Consider the following 17,062-nt stretch of genomic DNA (forward strand, 5'->3'; position numbering starts at 1 on the left):
CGATGGACGTTTATTTGGTTTCCAGCGGAATGCTTTCGATGGCGGCGTGTTCGATCGGCAGTCCCTTGCGGAAGCGGTCGAAGAACGCTTCGAAGCCGGCCACGTCGTCGGCGTCCGGCGATTCCGTGGTGGAGGCGGCGTCGGCGAACACGCGTTCGTCAAGATAGTCGGCGAGCGGCTGGTCGGCGTGCCACAGGTAGTCGGCGAGCACGGCCATGCCCCACGCTCCACCTTCGGCGGCGGTGGCCATGACCTTGATCGGGGTGTCAAAAGCGGCGGCGAGGATCTTCTGCGCGACCTTCGGCGTGGTGAAGATACCACCGTGGCCGACGAGCGAATCGACCGCGACGCCTTCGTCCTTGGTCATGACGTCCATGCCGATCTTGACCGGCGAGAACGCGCTGAACAGCTGGGCGCGCATGAAGTTGCCGAGGCTCATGCGGGCTTCGGGGCTACGGGCGAACAGCGGTCGGCCTTCCGGCAGGCCAGCCAGGAATTCGCCGGAGCGGAACGGGTAGTTGAGCAGGCCTCCGCAGTCGGCGTCGACGTCGTCCGCGATCGCGGCGCGGAACAGCGTGCCGTACAGGTTGCCCGTGTCGACGGGGGCGCCGATCGCAGCCGCGAACTGTCCGAACAGGCCGACCCAGGCGTTGAGGTCGGAGGTGAAGTTGTTGGCGTGGCTCATGCCGGCCAAATCGCCTGCCGGAGTGGTGACGAGATCCACTTCCGGATGCAGGCGGGCCAGCTTGTGCTCGAGCACGACCATCGCGAAGATGGAGGTGCCGGCGGAGACGTTGCCGGTGCGCACGCGCACGGAGTTGGTGGCGACCATGCCGGTGCCCGCATCGCCTTCCGGCGGGGCGAGGACGACGCCCGGCTGGAGGGTGCCGGTCGGGTCGAGCAGCTTGGCGCCTTCGGCGGTGAGCGTGCCGGCCGGAGTGCCCGCGACGAGCGGACGCGGCAGCAGATGCTCAAGCTTCCACGGCTGTACGGCGACTTCCTCGATGGCGTCGAATTTCTCGATGAATTCGGTTTCGTAGGTGTGGGTGGCCGGGTCGATGGGGAACATGCCGGAGGCGTCGCCCACGCCGAGCACCTTCTCGCCGGTGAGCTTCCAATGCACGTAGCCGGCGAGCGTGGTGATGTAGCCGATCTTGGAGACGTGCTCCTCCTTGTTGAGCACGGCCTGGTAGAGGTGCGCCACGGACCAGCGTTCCGGAATGTTGTATTGGAACAGTTCGGAGAGCTTCTCGTGGGCCTCGTGGGTATTGGTGTTCTGCCAGGTACGGAACGGCACGAGCAGCTCGCCGTCCTTGTCGAAGGCGAGGTAGCCGTGCATCATGGCGGAGAAGCCGATGTGGCCGATATGGGTGAGCTTCTCGCCGTAGGCGGTCTCGACGTCGCCGGCCATGCGGGCGTATGCGGTCTGCAGGCCCTTCCAGATCTCCTCCTGGGTGTAGCTCCACAGCCCGTCCTCAAGATGGCTGGCCCATTCGTAGTCGCCCGCCGCGATGGTGCGGTAGGCGTCGTCGATGAGCACCGCCTTGATTCGGGTGGAGCCGAACTCGATGCCCAGGCTCGTCTTGCCTGCGCGGATCTTCTCGGCGGTCAATGCGACCTGCTCTTGCGTCATAGTTCACGAACTCCTTGCATCCGAGCGCCTCGCAACCACTCTGTCAACCGAATGTTAGCGCTCACTGTTAACGCTCACTATTGTAAACGCAAACCCACGACGTGCCAAATCGACGTGTCATCGGGCAATGCAGGTCATTGGACAACGAGAACAGATGACGGGAGCACGCCGTCGCGGATACAGGAAACACTCGGGTGCACGCCGTCAACGGCATGCACCCGGATGACGGCGCATCGAAGAAATCGAAGAAAAAATCGAAGGAATCGAAGGAATCCGAAAATCGGAAACCTGAAAAGGAAATCGCAAGAAGAAAGCGCGGAACGACGTCTCAGCGGCGACGTACGGGCCCGAGGGAGCTGCGGCTGACCATCTGCGCCGACACCAGTCCGACGCCATGCTGCGACGAGCCGAAGGAGTTCTCCTCCCCCTCCCCCAGCAGGTACAGCGCCTCGCGCATGGCGGCGACGCCCAGCTGTTCGAAATCGGGGCGGACCGTGGTCAGCGGCGGGAACATGTTGTCCATGGCGGGCATGTCGTCGAAGCCCACCAGGCTCACGTCCTGCGGGATGCGCACGCCATGCTCGTGCAGCGCGCGGGCCACGCCCACGGCCTGGCTGTCGTTGGCGCAGATCACGCAGGTCGGCAGGCTGCCGCCGATGCGGCCGATGTTGTCGAGGATATGGTTCATCTTGCCGTACGCTTCGGAGGATTCCCAGGTATCGCACTGCACTGTCACCGAGCTGACCGAGTTGGCCGCGCACAGCTTGTTCCATGCCAGCAGACGCGTCGCCGCGTCACGCCATTCCTTGGGCCCTGCGAAATACAGCACCGAACGGTGGCCGTATCCCACGACGAGCCGCATCACGTCGGACATCGCGGACCACTGGTCCATGCCGACGACGGACACGCGGCGGCGGTCGGCGGGCTTCATCAATCGCAGGCCGTCCTGCACGCCGATATTCCCGTGCGTGGATGTGACGATCACGCGCGGCGACGTGATCTGCGTGCGGCATGCGGCGGAGAACATGACGTCGGTCGGCGTGAGGAAGATGAACGCGTCGACGTTCATCTCGTCGAAGGTGCGGCACAGGTCATCGAACTCCTCCTGCGAGCACAGCGCCTCGTGCACCATGCTTACCGTCATGAACAGGCCGTGCTGTCGGGCCATCGTCTCGATCGAGGAGATGGCGGAGATCGGACCATAGAAATGCTGGCCGCCGGCGATCAGGCCGATGGTGCGGGAGCGGTGCGAGGCGAGCGCGCGGGCGGAGTTGCTGGGGCGGTATCCGAGTTCGTCGATGGCCTTCCGCACTTTTTCGCGGGTGGCGTCGGAGACGTCCGGCGAATGGTTGATGACGCGGGAGACCGTCTGGTGGCTCACGCCCGCCAGTTTCGCCACTTCGAACATCGAAGGACGCTTATTGCCCGCATTGCGTTTGCCTGCCATGCCCCATCGCCTTTCGCACACAATTGTTGGTACGTTCGCCTATTGTACACGCAACTTCAGTTAGCGCTAACGGTCCTCTCGTTCCTAGGTTTTGAAGACCTGTATGGCCGCGGATTACCGTGCTTCCCGTCCACCGTTCCGCACATCGGCCAGGTCGCGCAGTCGCTTTGCGAAGTTGGGCCAGTCGGTGCGCATGGCGGTCAGCAGCTTGCGATTGGGCACCTCGTCGATCGGCACCCATTCGATCTCCATGCTTTCGTCGTCGTTGGCCTTCGGCTCGACGCGATGTCCCGGCTTTTCGAACGCGAACACCGTGGTGTACGCCCACGGACCGTGGTCCTCGCAGTACGAGCCGACCACGTCGATGTCCTCCGGCGTGATGTTGGCTTCCTCGTACGATTCGCGCAGCGCGCCTTCGATGGGGCTTTCGCCGTCCGCGGTGGCGCCACCGGGGATGCCCCACGTGCCGCCTTCCGCGCTCCATGCGGCGCGATGCTGCATGACGACGTGCGTCACTTCGCCGGTCGTTTCGTCACGACGTGCCAGCAGCACGCCGGACGCGCCGTTCGTGCCCCAATGCTTGCGTCCGCAATCGCAGACCACCCAGCCATCGCCCGGCTGATGCACGTTCTCCTTGGGCGGCAGCGGCTTCTCCGCTCCCGTCTTCGAATCGTATTCGACGGTGGGAGCCAAGTCGGAACGCTTGACGTTCCACAAATCCGTCCATTCGACGCCCAGTTGCGCCGCAAGCCGACGTGCCAGCGGAAGGCTCAAGCCGATGATGCCGTGCGGATCGCCTTCGATCGAATCGATGAACGCGCCGCCGAAGCCTTCCAAAGTGAACGATCCAGCCACTTCCAACGGCTCGCCCGTGGCGATGTAACGTTCGATGTCGCGATCGGAATAATCGCAGAAATGCAGCGTGGCCTTGCTGGCGCCGCGCACCATGCGGCCCGAAGCGAAGTCGATGAGGCAATGGCCGGTCCACAGTTCGCCGGTGGAGCCGCGCATGGCGCGCAGGCGTTCGCGTGCGACCTCCTCGCTGTGCGGTTTGCCGTAGCATTCGCCGTCCATGAGGAACATGGAATCGCAGCCCAGGATCAGCGGTCCGACCTTCGAGCGGGTCAGGCTTGGCCGTCCGTCCAGAAAATCGGCGATCGGCTCGGTGACGGTGGGTACGGCGATACCGGAGAAATCACGGGTTTTCACGCTGTCAGCGGATTGGACCTCGTCCGCGCGCAGGGTGACGCGTTCGCCGGAGCCGGACGCCTGGCCGGTCGCCTTCAGCGGGAATCCGACGACCCGTTCGCCGCTTGCGTGCGATGCGGTGTCCGCGATGTTGCGGTACGCCTGATGCACGGCCTCGGCTTTGGCGGTGGCGAGGATCATCACGCGTTGTTCGACGGTCAGATCGTCGACCGTGGTGCCGAGTGCCGCGGCCTCGCGTTCCAGCGCGGCCGGCTCGTCCACATGCGAGACGCGGATGGTCGGGCAGATACCGGCCGAGAACAGCACGTCACGGCGGGGGCGGGACTGGGATGCGAGAATCAGCGGAATGCTCATGCGCGCTCCACCTGCACGCCCTTGGTGTCGACCGCGAGGTGCAGCACGCGCCAGTGGCCGGATGCCAGCTCCTCGGCGGCGATCCGCTCAAGCTCCTCGTGCGCGTCGCCATGGTGGAGCACCAGTACGCATGGGCCGGCGCCGGAGACCGTGGAGGCGAAGCCATGGGAGCGCATCTTCTCGATCAGCGCCCAGGACGGTTCCATCAGCGGCGCGCGGAACGGCTGGTGCAGACGATCCTGCGTGGCGGCGAACAGCAACGCATTGGCGTTCTGACGGGAGCCGGAGGCCAGCATGGCCGGATTCATGGCGGCCGGCAGCAGGCTCACGCGGGACACGTTGTGCACGGCGTCCTTGAACGGAATCTCGCTCGGCAGCGCTTGACGGGCCTTTTCGGTGGACAGCTCGTAGTCCGGCACGAACACGGCCGCGGTCAGGTCGTCGGCCACACGGTAGTTGATGGTGTGGAAGCCGTTGTGCATCGGCTCACCGCCCGGAATCGGCACGGAACCAACACCTTCGGGGGTGTCCATGTCCCAGGACATGGTGAGCCCTCCGTACACGGCGGGAGCCACGTTGTCCGGATGACCTTCGATGGCGGCGGCCAGCTCGAACACCGCGTCGCGGTTGAGGTCATCGTCCTGGGCGAAGGCCGCGGCCGCGGCGATGCCTGCCACGATGGCTTCGGCGGAGGAGCCCATGCCTCGCGCCTGCGGAATGTTGTTGTGCGCCTGCAGGATGAAGCCGACGCGCCCCAGGCCGAACGTCTGGCATGCGCGGCGGAAGGTGGAGACCACCAGATGCGTCTCGTCACGCGGCAGGGTGTCCTCGCCCTCGCCTTCGATCATCACCTGCGCCGCGGTGTTCACCGGATCGGCGCTCAACGTGAATTCAAGCTCGTCGTGATAGTCCAGAGCCAGGCCGACCGTATCGAAGCCGGATCCAAGATTGGCGCTGGTAGCCGGAACCTTCACACGCACCTTGCGGGTAACTGGAGTCATTTCTCGCCGTCCTTCGTCCTCTTTACAAATCAAGCACCGTATATCGCGGCGGTGCAGGAGTCAAATTCAATACCATCTGTAGCCATATCCACAGCCATGTCCTGGGCCATCGAAGCCGTCAACCGCGTTCGGGCCCACAACGCGCAACGCGCATGACTCACATGCCGTTCGCGTCATGGGCCCGAATCGATTCGCCGATGTCAGTCCAACACGCGCAGAATCGACGGTTCGCCGACCACGCATTCCAGCTGGCACACATCCTTGACGGTCTCACGCAGGGTGAGCTCGTCGGTCATGTGGGTGACCAGGCGCAGCTGCTGCAGCTCGCCGCCATAGCCCGGATCCTTGAGCGTGGGCTTCAGGTCCTGGTTCACGCCGTTAATAGACACGCCATGATCGGCGAACTTGGCCGCGATGGCGGCGAGCACGCCCGGGTTGTCGTGGATCACGAAGCGAACGGCGAACTCGGCCTTGGACGTCTCAATCGGAGCCTTCTTCAGATCGTTGTACAGCGGGATGGACGGACCGGTGCAGCCCTGTGCGATGTGGCGGGCCTCGGTCACGACGTCTCCGACGACCGCGGAGGCGGTCGGTGCGCCGCCAGCGCCACGGCCGTAGAACATGAGGTCGTCGGCGGCCTCGGCCTTGACGAACACGGCGTTGAAGGAGCCGTGCACGCTGGCCAGCGGATGGGTGTTGGGAATCAGCGCCGGGTAGACGCGCGCGGACACGCCGTCCTCGGTGTTCTCCACGACGGCGAGCAGCTTGATGACCTTGTTTTCCGCGGTTGCGGCTGCGATGTCGTCGGCGGTGATCTTGGTGATGCCTTCGACGGAGACGTCGTCGATGGTGACGGCGGTGTGGAAGCCGAGCGTGGCCATGATGGCGGCCTTGTTGGCCGCGTCGTAGCCTTCGATGTCGCCGGTCGGGTCAGCCTCGGCGTAGCCCTTGGCCTGCGCGTCCTTGAGCACGTCGTCGAAGTCGAGACCCTTGGTGGTCATCTCGTCGAGGATGTAGTTGGTGGTGCCGTTGACGATGCCGAGCATGCTGGTCACCTTGTCTCCGACGAGGGATTCGCGCAGCGGCTTGAGGAACGGGATGGCGCCTCCCACGGAGGCTTCGAAGTAGATGTCGACGCCCTTGGCTTCGGCGGCCGCGTAGATCTCCGGACCGTACTTGGCCAGCAGCGCCTTGTTGGCGGTGACCACGGACGCGCCGGATTCGATGGCGGCGAGCACGAACTTGCGGGCCACGCCGGTTCCGCCGATCAGCTCGATGACGATGTCGGAATTGGTGGCCACGCTCATGGTGTCGGTGGTCACGACGGACTTGTCGATCCACGGGAACGGATCGGTTTCCGCCGGGTCAAGGCAGGCGACGCCGGTCAGTTCGATCGGCCGTCCGATACGTGCGGCAAGCTCGTCCTTCTGCTCGACCAGCAGGCGTGCGGTCTGGGAACCGACGGTACCCGCGCCCAGCAATCCAACGCGAATCGGCGCAACATCTTCCTGTGCCAAGGCAACCTCCCTTGAATGTGAAGTATTGGTATAACCATGCTCATTGTACGGTCCCAACGTGACGTGAAGCGGCGGAATCGTAAGAAAATGGACGGCTTCCGGGGCGAAACCCGAAAACCGTCCATACTGCATCCATATCACGTCCGCAACGTGAGACGAAATGCTACTCGCTCACGTCCCAGCCAAGCAGGTCTTCGATCGTCTGACGGCGGATCATGACGTGCGCGCCGGCCTCGCCGACACCCACCACCGCCGGAATCAGCGCCTGGTTGTAATTGCTGGCCATCGTACGTCCGTACGCGCCGGTGACGGGCACGGCAAGAATATCCCCGCGCCTGATGTCGGCCGGCAGACGTACCTCGTTGACGACGATGTCGCCCGATTCGCAGTGCATGCCGACCACGCGGCACAGTTTGGTCTCGTCTGATCCCTTGCGATTGGCGAGGCGCGCGGTGTAGTCGGAGCCGTACAGCGCCGGACGAATGTTGTCGGACATGCCGCCGTCCACGGACACGTACACGCGTTCCGTCACCGGATTACCGTCCTTGTCCTTGGCTTCACCGGTCAGCTGCACCGGCTTGACGGTGCCCACGCGGTACAGCGTGACGCCGGTCGGGGCCACCGTCCAGCGGCCCGGCTCGAAGGAGATGACGGGGGCCGGCATGCCGAGCGCACGATTCACGGTGTTGACCGCGTCGGCGAGCCTGCCGAGCTCCACGTCGATGTCCATGGAATCCTCGCCGTCGGTGTAGGCCACGGAATATCCGCCGCCCAGATCGACCTCCGGCAGGGTGTACGCGTCGGTGGCGTAGAAGGTCTTGCGCAGCAGCATCATGCGCTTGGCCGCCTGGATGAAGGCGTCGGCGTCATGGATGTTGGAGCCGATGTGCGAGTGCACGCCGACCAGTTCGAGCACGTCCTGGCGGCGGTAGATGTCCTTGAGCACGGCGAGCGCCGGGCCGTCGGCCACCATGGTCATGGCGTCGGCGAGCTTGCGGTCACCTTCGGAGACCTTCTCGTGGCTCAGGTCGTATGGGTATTTGATGTCGTATTGGAGCTTGCGTTCCGCGTGGGCGGCGTGGGCGGTTTGATCGGCGGTATCCGCGGCGTTCTCCCCCAGGCGCGCGTTCGATCCGGCCGGCGTCACGTCGGTCAGGTCGTCGAGCACGCCGAGTTTGGCGGTGTCGGCGCCGGCGGGCAGCAGGGCCACGCCGAACTTCTGGTCCTCGTGCGCGGTGGACACGAATTCGTGGCCGCCGGCGTGGATGCCGGAGGTGACGCGCAGCATGACGCGGGCGCGCTTGCCGAGACGCTTGGCGATGGCGGCGATACGTTCCGGCTCTCCCGGTTCGTCGACGACGATTTTGTTGAAGCCCTGTTCGATGGCCAGTTCGATTTCCGCGTCGGACTTGTTGTTGCCGTGTAGCACGAGGCGGCGGCCGGGCACGCCGGCGGCGAGCGCGATGCGCATCTCGCCCATGGTGCAGGTGTCGATGAGCATGCCGGATTCGGTGACGATGCGGCAGATTTCCTTGCTCAGCAGCGCTTTGCCGGCGAAGCTGACATGGGTGACGGTGTTGTTGAACGCGGTGGCGGCGGAATGGACGAATTTCGTGGCGCGGGCGCGCACGTCATCGGTGTCGATGACGTAGAGCGGGGAGCCGAATTCGTCGAGCAGGCTTGCCGCGGTGCGGCCGTGGAAGGTGATTTCGCCTTCGTCGTTCACGGCCGAGCCGGCCGGCCAGATTGGAGTGACAGGCATGGTTTGCGCTCTCTCCTTCCGGTCACATCTTGTCGGGGGCGGTGACGCCGAGCAGGTCGAGACCTTCGGCGATGACCGTCCTCACGGCGTCGTTGAGCTTCAGTCGTGCGGCGGCACGCGCCGGTTCCGGAGCCTTGGCGATGCGGATGGCGTCGGCCTGTTCGCCGCGCGCCTCCGGGTCGGTGAGCTCCATCGGTACGACGCGTTCCACGTTGTACCACTTGTGGTACGTGGCGGCGAGGTCCTCCAGGTAGTGTGCGACGCGGTGCGGGGCGCGCAGGTCGCCGGCTTCGCGCAGCAGGGCCGGCCACTGGGCGAGCGCGGCGAGCACCTCGCCGTCGGCGGGGGTGTCGAGCAGGCTCACGTCGGCGCCTTCGTAGGTGATGCCCGCGGCGGCCGCGTTGCGGTCCACGTTGCAGGAGCGTGCGTGCGCGTACTGCACGTAGTACACCGGGTTCTCGTTGGAATGGGAGGACAGCAGGTTCAGGTCGATGTCCACCGGGGAGTTGTAGTCGGTGCGCGCCAGCGAGTAGCGGGAGGCGTCCACGCCGATGGCGTCGGTCAGATCGTCGATGGTGACGACGTTGCCGGCTCGCTTGGACATGCGCACGGCCTTGCCGTCTTTCATCACGTTGACGAGCTGGCCGATGAGAATCTGCATGTTCTCGCCCGGCTTGTCGCCGAACGCCTCGCACATGGCCATCATGCGGCCGATGTAGCCGTGGTGGTCGGCGCCGAGCATGTAGATGGCGATGTCGGCCGGGTTCACGTCGCGGTGGCGCTTGTTGCGGTAGTAGGCGATGTCGGCGGCGAAGTAGGCGTAGTTGCCGTCGGATTTGATGATCACACGGTCCTTGTCGTCGCCGTGCTTGGTGGACGCGAACCAGGTGGCGCCGTCCTTTTCGAAGATGTCGCCGCGTTCGCGCAGGTCGGCGATGGCCTTGTCGACCTCGCCGTCGGAATACAGGCTGTTCTCGTGGAACCACACGTCGAAGTTGACGCGGAAGTTCTTCATGGACTTCTGGATCTCGTCGAACATCATCGGCACGGCGCGCTTGCGGAACTCCTCGCGCTGTTCGGAATCGCCTTCGCCCAGCGGTTCGCCGTCCTTGTCGACGCCGCCGTCCACGCGCGGCAGGTTCAGGATGTCGACGCCGTCCACCGTGGCCTCGTCGATCACGCGCTTGGCGATCTCGTCGATGTACGCACCCTTGTAGCCGTCGATCGGCGTGGTCTCGCCGTGCGCGGCGGCCACGAGGGACTTGGCGAAGCGGTTGATCTGCTCGCCGTGATCGTTGAAGTAGTATTCGCGCACCACCTTGGCGCCGTTGGCTTCGAGCACGCGGGCCATGGAGTCGCCGACCGCGGCCCAGCGGGTGCCGCCGATGTGGATCGGACCGGTCGGGTTGGCGGAGACGAACTCGAGGTTCAGGGTCTTGCCGGACAGATGGTCGTTCTTGCCGTATGCGTCGCCGGCTTCGAGCACGGCGTCCACCACGGCCGCCGCGGAAGCGGAATCGAGCGTGATGTTGATGAAGCCGGGGCCCGCCACTTCGACGGACTTGATGCCGTCGGCCTTGGTGAGTTCCGCGGCGAACAGCTCCGCGAAGTCACGCGGCTTCATGCCGGCCTTCTTGGCCAGCTGCATGGCCGCGTTGGAGGCCCAATCGCCATGCGCGCGGTCCTTCGGACGCATGACGGCGAATTTAGCCTGCGGTGGGATCAGGTCGGAGGTCAGGGTGCCGGCCTTGCCTTCGGAAACAAGGGTGTTGGCAATGTTGAAAATCAGTTCACTAAGCGCTTCTGGACTCATTCCTCCAAGTCTACCGGGCGCGCAGACAGATTCAGCGCTTCCGTCCATCCTTCCGGACGGGCTGCTTGGAGTCCTGTCCGCCATGCCGTTTCGCACGCCAGGCCACGGACGCGTAATAGCCCGCGTAGCACAGCGCGACGAACGGAATCATGTACAGCAGCGTCGACCGTTGCGACGGATCACAGATCACCAGAACCAGCGCTCCGATGCACATCACGATCGCGGCGACCGGCACGAAAGGATAGCCGGGCGCACGGTATTTGAGCTCATCGGCCGCATGTCCCTGCGCAAGCCATTGACGACGGAATCGTATATGGCAGACGGAAACCGACATCCACACCACCAGCGTGGCCAAGCCGGAAATCGCCACCAATGCCAGATACACGGTCGAGGCGGCCACCACGGAAGACAGCAACGCCAGCAGGGAGCCGGCCATGCTGAACAGCACGGCGAACACGGGCACGCCATGGAAATTGGTTTTGGCGAGCACACGCGGAATCATGCCTTCCTGCGCCAGCGACCACACCATGCGAGAGCACACGTACAGGCCGGAATTCGCGGCGGACAGGACGGCCGTCAACACCACGAAATTCATGACGTCCCCGGCGAACGGCATGCCGATAGACTGGAACACCAACACGAACGGGCTCGTGTCCACGCCGGACTTGTGCCACGGAATCAAAGCTGCCATAACGCCGATCGAGCCGATGAAGAAAATAGCCAGACGCAGCACGGTGGTGTGCACGGCCTTCGGAATCGCCTTGGACGGATCCTTCGTCTCGCCGGCCGCGACGCCGACCACTTCCGTGCCGGAGAAGGCGAACACCACCGTGAGCAGGGTGGAGAAGATCGGCAGCACGCCGTTCGGCAGCCAGCCGTCGTTATAGAAGTTCTCGAACATCGGCGCATGGTCGTAGCCGGCGATCGGAATCGCGCCGAACATGGCCAGCAGGCCGATGACGATGAAAGCGATGATGGCGAACACCTTGATGGACGCGAACCAGAACTCCGATTCGCCGTACAGGCGCACCGACAGGATGTTGAGCAGGAACACGACCGCGATGAACGCAGCCGACCAGATCCAGGCGGGCGAATGCGGGAACCAGCGTTGCATCAGCAGGCCGGCGGCAGTGAATTCGGAGGCGAGCGCCACCGCCCAGTTGAGCCAGTACAGCACGGCGATGGTGAACGCGGTGCCGGGACCGATGAACTTCTTGGCGTACAAGTGGAAGCTGCCGGCGTACGGCATGGCCACGGACAGTTCGCCGAGGCTCAGCATGATGAAGTAGACGAGCACGGAGCCGATGGCGTAGGCGATGATCGCGCCAAGGGGCCCGGCCTGGTGGATGGTGTAGCCGGAGCTTAAGAACAGGCCAGTGCCGATGACGCCGCCGAGCGAGATCATCGTCAGGTGGCGCGTCTCCATCTTGCGTTCCAATCCGCCCTGTTCGGCGTTGGACTGCGGCTGCGATTGCTGCGGTCCATCCGCCTGCGTCTGCGGCTTTGCTTGTGGCGATTGTTGCGCGTGCGATTCGGCCATGCTTGCTTCCGGCTCCTGTTGACTTTGGTTGGGTGCGGCGCGCACTTTGGTTGGCCGCACAATCGCAATACTATACGGCAGGCTCACGGCAATGTGAGCCCACCCCGTACGATGGCGACGGGCGCGGCGGCCACGGAAAGACGCGGAAAAGCCTGCTGTAGGCTGTGCAATCGCCGAAAGGTTGCCGAAACGGCGACGGCCCGCATGCCGGTTGGAGCATGCGGGCCGTCGATTATGGCGATTGTAACGGTCATGGCGTCCGCGACGTCCGCGACCGTACGGAAGGCTCAGAGCGCGGCGATGGCGTCGATCTCCACGAGGGCGCCCTTCGGGATGTCGTTGCCGCCGAAGGCCACGCGGGCCGGCTTGACGGAGCCGATGAAGGTCTGCGCGTACACGTCGTCGACCTCATGGAAGTCCTCGACGTTCTTCATGTAGATGGTGGCGCGGACCACGTTCTCGAGGCCGGAACCGGCGGTGTCGAGAATATGCTTGATGTTCTTCAGGGCCTGGGCGGCCTGCTCGCCAGCGGTGGCGCCGGCCAGCTCGCCGGTGGCCGGGTCGATGCCCAGCTGGCCGGAGACGAACACGAATCCGTTGGCCTTCACGGCCTGGCTGTAGGCGCCGAGCGCCGCCGGGGCTTCGGAGGTGGCCACTGCTTCCAACTTGTCGCTCATACTGTTCTCCTTTGTCGTAAGGTATGCGGGCACACGCCTGATCGTGTGCCAAAGCGTGCATCCCAAGCATACGTTCGCAATGGGTGGAAGCGGGAAAACCGTTCACAGGGCGATATGGCGGCGTTGGCAATCACGTCAACAATGGAGGCAGCAATGAAAAAGCTCCAGCCATTCGACTGGAGCCTTGCCCGGTGGGCTTGATGGGGATCGAACCCACGACCTTCTGTTCCGGAGACAGACGCTCTATCCGCTGAGCTACAAACCCGTGCGCCACACTACTTTACACGCTCGCCGCCCGTTTGCGACACGATACGGTGAAAAAAGTGGCGCGACCCTTGCAATCGCAAGGAAAATCAGTACATGAGGGTGGCGAGACGACGACGTGCGCGCTTCAGACGCTCATCGGTCGGCTCGGGAATCGTGAAGTATTCCAGCAGGCGCTTGCGCACCGGCTCGAGGTCGGCCTTGTGGCCGGCCGCCACGAAATCGAGCAGACGGTCGAACGCGTCCTGGATCTGTCCGCCGATCATGTCGACGTCGGCGACGGCAAGTTGCGCGTCCACATCGTCCGGCTTGTCGGCAGCGGCGGCGCGCACCACGCGCACGTCCGCATTGCCGGAACGGGCCAGCAGCAGCGCCTTCGCACGTTCGCGGGCCGCGCGCGCATCGTTCGGATTGGATTCCAGCACCTTCTCGTAAGCGGCAGCGGCACCGGCGTAATCGCCCTGCTGCGCCAGCATGTACGCCTCCTGATGCTCCGGCGGCACCTGGTCCTGGACGCTGGAGGCGGATGCGGAATTGGCCGCATCGGAATCGGGATCGCCCGAATACGGCGCAGTGCCGGTCACTCCGGCCTGCTGTGCGGCCGCGATCAGCTTCGGCACGACCACGTCCGTGATCTGCTTCAGCTCCTCGTCGGACGGCAGTCCCTGCAGAATCGGCATCGGACGGCCGCCGATCAGCGCGAACAGCGCCGGAGCCCCCTGAATCTGGAACGCCTGCGCGATGGACGGATTGGATGCGATGTCGATGCGGGACAGCTGGATCTGGCCGTTGAGCTTGTTCACCGCGTTGCCCAGCGTGCGTGCCATGGGGAACAGACGGTCGTCGGTCGGCACCCACAGGAACAGCAGGATCGGGAAGGTGGCGGAGGTCTGGACCATGGCCTGGAATGTGTTCTCCGTAGTGTCGATGACGTATCCGCCTGCCGCGGGGGCACCGCCGGCCTGTCCCGGTTCGGCCTTGACCTGATGCTTGAGCGCTTCCAGGTCAACGGCTCCCGCCAACGAAACACCCGGGTTGAACGCCTGCTTCTCTGCCATACATGCCTCCCAAAACACAAAATCGTTGCTGGCACCAACTATAGGTGCCAACAACGATTTCACGGTTTTCATTCCCGCGGGTGCGTCGAGGACGCCGAAGATACGCGACGGGCGGAAATCCGCCGTCAATGTGACTTCAGGAACCGACGTCCGACTGGCTTACAGCGCCTCGACCTTCACGGGTTGGCGTTCGGAACCGACCGCGGTGATCTTCTGGCCGGATTTCGCCGGCGGCACATACAACGCGATCACGTTCACGTAGCTCGTCTTCATGGTGCTGGTGGCTTTGCCGTCGCCGAACAGCGCCTTCTCCGCATCGGAGGCCGGCTGCGACTCACGTCCGGCTCCGGCGGTGCGCGTCCATTCGGAATTGATCTGGGCGACCACCAAGTCGCCGCCATCCGCGGAACGCATGATGGCAATGGCCCCGTCGACAGGCGTGAACACCTGCTGCTGGTTGCCTTCGTTGAGCTGCATGGCCTTCTGCACCTGATCGGTCAGCTCGGCCAGTTTCGTGCGCAGATCGTCATCCGCGAATTTGCCGGCGAATTGGCTGTTGGCCCCGTTCTGCAACAGGTCGGCGTACGCTGCAACCGCGGCCTTCGGCGTCATGACCAGACCGGTGTCCGTCGGCGTGCCCTGAGCGCTGCCGGTCTGGGAAACCTCGAAACTCGGCATCTTCACACCGGAGAACAGACGGGCCACGCCCCACAGTTTGTAGTTCTGCCGTGCGGAATCCTGCTTCAGCACCAGCAGACGCTTGGACTGCTGGTCCTCGGTGGTCGTGGTGATCGAGAACACCGTACGCGGCCAGCCGCTGTCCGTGGAGATCACGGTCTGCGCCAGATCGGTGGGGATGGTGGTCTTGCGGTCGAGGTTGCCCGTGGCCCTCGCCACGTTCAGCTCGCTGGTGCGGATGTCCAGTTCCGGCCCTTCGAGAATCGATTCCAAAGTGGCGACGTCGAGATTATGGTTGCACTGGTCGAGCGTCGAAAGAATGCCCGTGCGGATCTTCTTCTCCTGCTTGGCCGTCAGAACGGGCGATGTCTGATTCGTCGACGACGTCTGGACCGGCGTGGGCAGCTGCCCTTCGCAGCCGCACAGTCCGACGGCCAGTCCGGCGGCAAGCACGGCCGCGATAATCGCGTTACTGCGTTTTCTCATCACTGCGCCCCCTCATCGTCGCCATCCTGCTTCTGTGGTTCCCCGAACACATGCAATCCCTTGATTCCCTGCAATCCCTTGATCGCCTGCATGATATCGATGCCTTCCGATTCCTGCGGCGTCCACACGCTGCCGACGGCCGGCTCCTTGGCGTGCGAATCCTCCGACGTTTCCGGCTGGCTATCGGATTTCGCTTTGGACGATTCGGCGGCGGACTCAGCGTCCGTTTCCGAAGTTTCCGATTCGTCCGTTCCGGACACTTCGGACGATTCCGCCGATTCGTTTGCTTCCGTTGGCTCGCTTGCTTCGTCCGAAGCTTCTGTTTCCGCCGATTCGGAAGTCGCCTCGCCCTCGGCCGATTCATCCGATTCCGTAGCGTCGGATGAATCGTCTGCCGTTTCCTCCTGCGGATTCTCCGCTTGCACATCTGCCATCTGCGGATCCGCCTGCGCTTCATCCGGCTGATCGGACTGCGGCACGGAGGATTCCGGCTCCACGGCGGACTCGTTTTCCACGGATGCCGCAGGCTGCGCGGCCTGCTGCGCCTCGGACGATTCCTCACGGGCAAGTCGGGCGAAATACGCCATCAGCTCATCCTGCGAAATCACGGAAGTCGCCTCCACGTCATCCTCCGGAGCGGCCACAGCAGCGGAACCACCAACCGCATTCTGCTGGTCGGCCACCAGATTGCGGTTGGCCGGATCGACGATCTTCGGCTGCGCGGCCTCCCCCGGCTCGCTTGAAGCGCCAGCCGCATGGCTCGCATGGCGACGGCGACGCTTCGGAGCGGCACCACCGCCGAACGCAGCGCTCGCTTCGGCATTGCGCACCCATTCGGCGACCTCCGTATCGTCGCCTTCCATGGTGCCGGCGCCCTCGACCGAAGCGAAGGCACGGCGATGACGGCGCTTATGCGGAGGCATCGCGAACACGGAAGCGGAAAGCACGGCGAGAATCACCAGCAGACCGCCGACAAGGTAGAACGGCATGGCGAAGTCGGGAACGGAACGGCGATTCCAATCAAGCGAAATCGTGCCGGCCTTGCCATCGCCGAAATCAATCAGCGCCACGGAATTGCCGGCATCCTTCGAGGACGATTCCTGGACCCGCATATTCACCGAACCCGTGCCGCATTTCACGGAACGCCACATGTCGGAATCCTTGAACGCCGTTTGATTCGCGGAGGCGTCGGGATCACCCTGCGCCGCGGAACGTCGTGCGGACAGCGTGGTCCAATCGGACAAACCGGTGATACGCGTGTACTTGGAGCCGGCGATCCAGCCGGAAACGTCACGCGTGGAGCCCAATGCGATGCAGACTTCGGTTTTCGCGTCCCGCGATTTCGCGGAGGCGACGACATGGTCATCCACCAACTGCAGCACATTCGGGTCGGTGACGACATATTGCGTGCCTTTCACCGACGTCGTGGCCGCGATTCTGCTATCCGGCTTCCACACGGTCGCGTTCAGCGCGCCAAGCACGATGCACGTGATGGCCAGCAGACCGAAGATGGGCGTGACGATGCCACGCATGATCTTCGCGTGCCGGGTCGGGCCCGTCTTGATCCGCGGCTTCTCTTGTTCTTCCTGCGATAAAGTCATAGCACCCGCCATTCTACAGTGC

11 protein-coding genes, 1 tRNA gene and 1 pseudogene are annotated in these 17,062 nt (G+C 64.1%); all 13 read right to left on the reverse strand.

What is annotated here, in order from left to right:
• Positions 1-10: 10 nt before the first annotated feature.
• Positions 11-1,633 (reverse strand): xylulokinase, encoded by a 1,623-nt coding sequence (locus AC1ATL_RS09285; protein WP_476570019.1) that lies wholly within the window; start codon positions 1,631-1,633, stop codon positions 11-13.
• Positions 1,634-1,961: 328 nt separating this feature from the next.
• Entirely contained in the window at positions 1,962-3,080 is a 1,119-nt protein-coding gene (locus AC1ATL_RS09290; RefSeq protein WP_476570020.1) for a LacI family DNA-binding transcriptional regulator, read from the reverse strand.
• A 114-nt stretch (positions 3,081-3,194) separates the two neighbouring features.
• Positions 3,195-4,643, reverse strand: a complete 1,449-nt coding sequence (locus AC1ATL_RS09295; RefSeq protein ID WP_476570021.1) for a Maf family protein — start codon at positions 4,641-4,643, stop codon at positions 3,195-3,197.
• Positions 4,640-5,644 carry a homoserine kinase gene (gene thrB / locus AC1ATL_RS09300; RefSeq protein ID WP_432624716.1) on the reverse strand — a complete coding sequence of 335 codons (1,005 nt, stop codon included), beginning with the start codon at positions 5,642-5,644 and terminating at the stop codon, positions 4,640-4,642. Before thrB ends, AC1ATL_RS09295 begins: the two co-directional genes overlap by 4 nt.
• 200 nt (positions 5,645-5,844) lie before the next feature.
• Entirely contained in the window at positions 5,845-7,161 is a 1,317-nt protein-coding gene (locus tag AC1ATL_RS09305) for a homoserine dehydrogenase (protein ID WP_476570022.1), read from the reverse strand.
• 163 nt (positions 7,162-7,324) lie between these two features.
• Positions 7,325-8,923 (reverse strand): diaminopimelate decarboxylase family protein, encoded by a 1,599-nt coding sequence (locus AC1ATL_RS09310; RefSeq protein WP_476570023.1) that lies wholly within the window; start codon positions 8,921-8,923, stop codon positions 7,325-7,327.
• 22 nt (positions 8,924-8,945) lie between these two features.
• The gene (gene argS, locus AC1ATL_RS09315) at positions 8,946-10,736 is read right to left on the reverse strand and encodes an arginine--tRNA ligase (RefSeq protein ID WP_476570024.1); all 1,791 of its coding nucleotides are present in this window, start codon (positions 10,734-10,736) and stop codon (positions 8,946-8,948) included.
• Between the two features lie 31 nt (positions 10,737-10,767).
• A complete protein-coding gene (locus tag AC1ATL_RS09320) occupies positions 10,768-12,162 on the reverse strand; it encodes an amino acid permease (protein WP_476570040.1) in 1,395 nt (464 codons plus the stop codon).
• Between the two features lie 401 nt (positions 12,163-12,563).
• Entirely contained in the window at positions 12,564-12,953 is a 390-nt protein-coding gene (locus AC1ATL_RS09325; protein WP_204442265.1) for a Rid family detoxifying hydrolase, read from the reverse strand.
• Positions 12,954-13,145: 192 nt separating this feature from the next.
• Positions 13,146-13,218: transfer RNA gene (locus AC1ATL_RS09330), tRNA-Arg, on the reverse strand.
• A gap of 88 nt (positions 13,219-13,306) precedes the next feature.
• Positions 13,307-14,275: a tetratricopeptide repeat protein gene (locus AC1ATL_RS09335; protein ID WP_476570025.1), complete on the reverse strand. Its 969-nt coding sequence runs from the start codon at positions 14,273-14,275 to the stop codon at positions 13,307-13,309.
• 159 nt (positions 14,276-14,434) lie between these two features.
• Complete coding sequence (locus tag AC1ATL_RS09340; RefSeq protein ID WP_476570026.1) at positions 14,435-15,439, reverse strand: DUF8094 domain-containing protein; 1,005 nt, start codon at positions 15,437-15,439, stop codon at positions 14,435-14,437.
• A 554-nt stretch (positions 15,440-15,993) separates the two neighbouring features.
• A pseudogene (locus tag AC1ATL_RS09345) lies at positions 15,994-17,052 on the reverse strand (hypothetical protein); the annotation flags it as partial.
• Between the last annotated feature and the right edge of the window lie 10 nt (positions 17,053-17,062).

The sequence above is a fragment of the Bifidobacterium sp. LH_743 genome, from assembly GCF_056355775.1.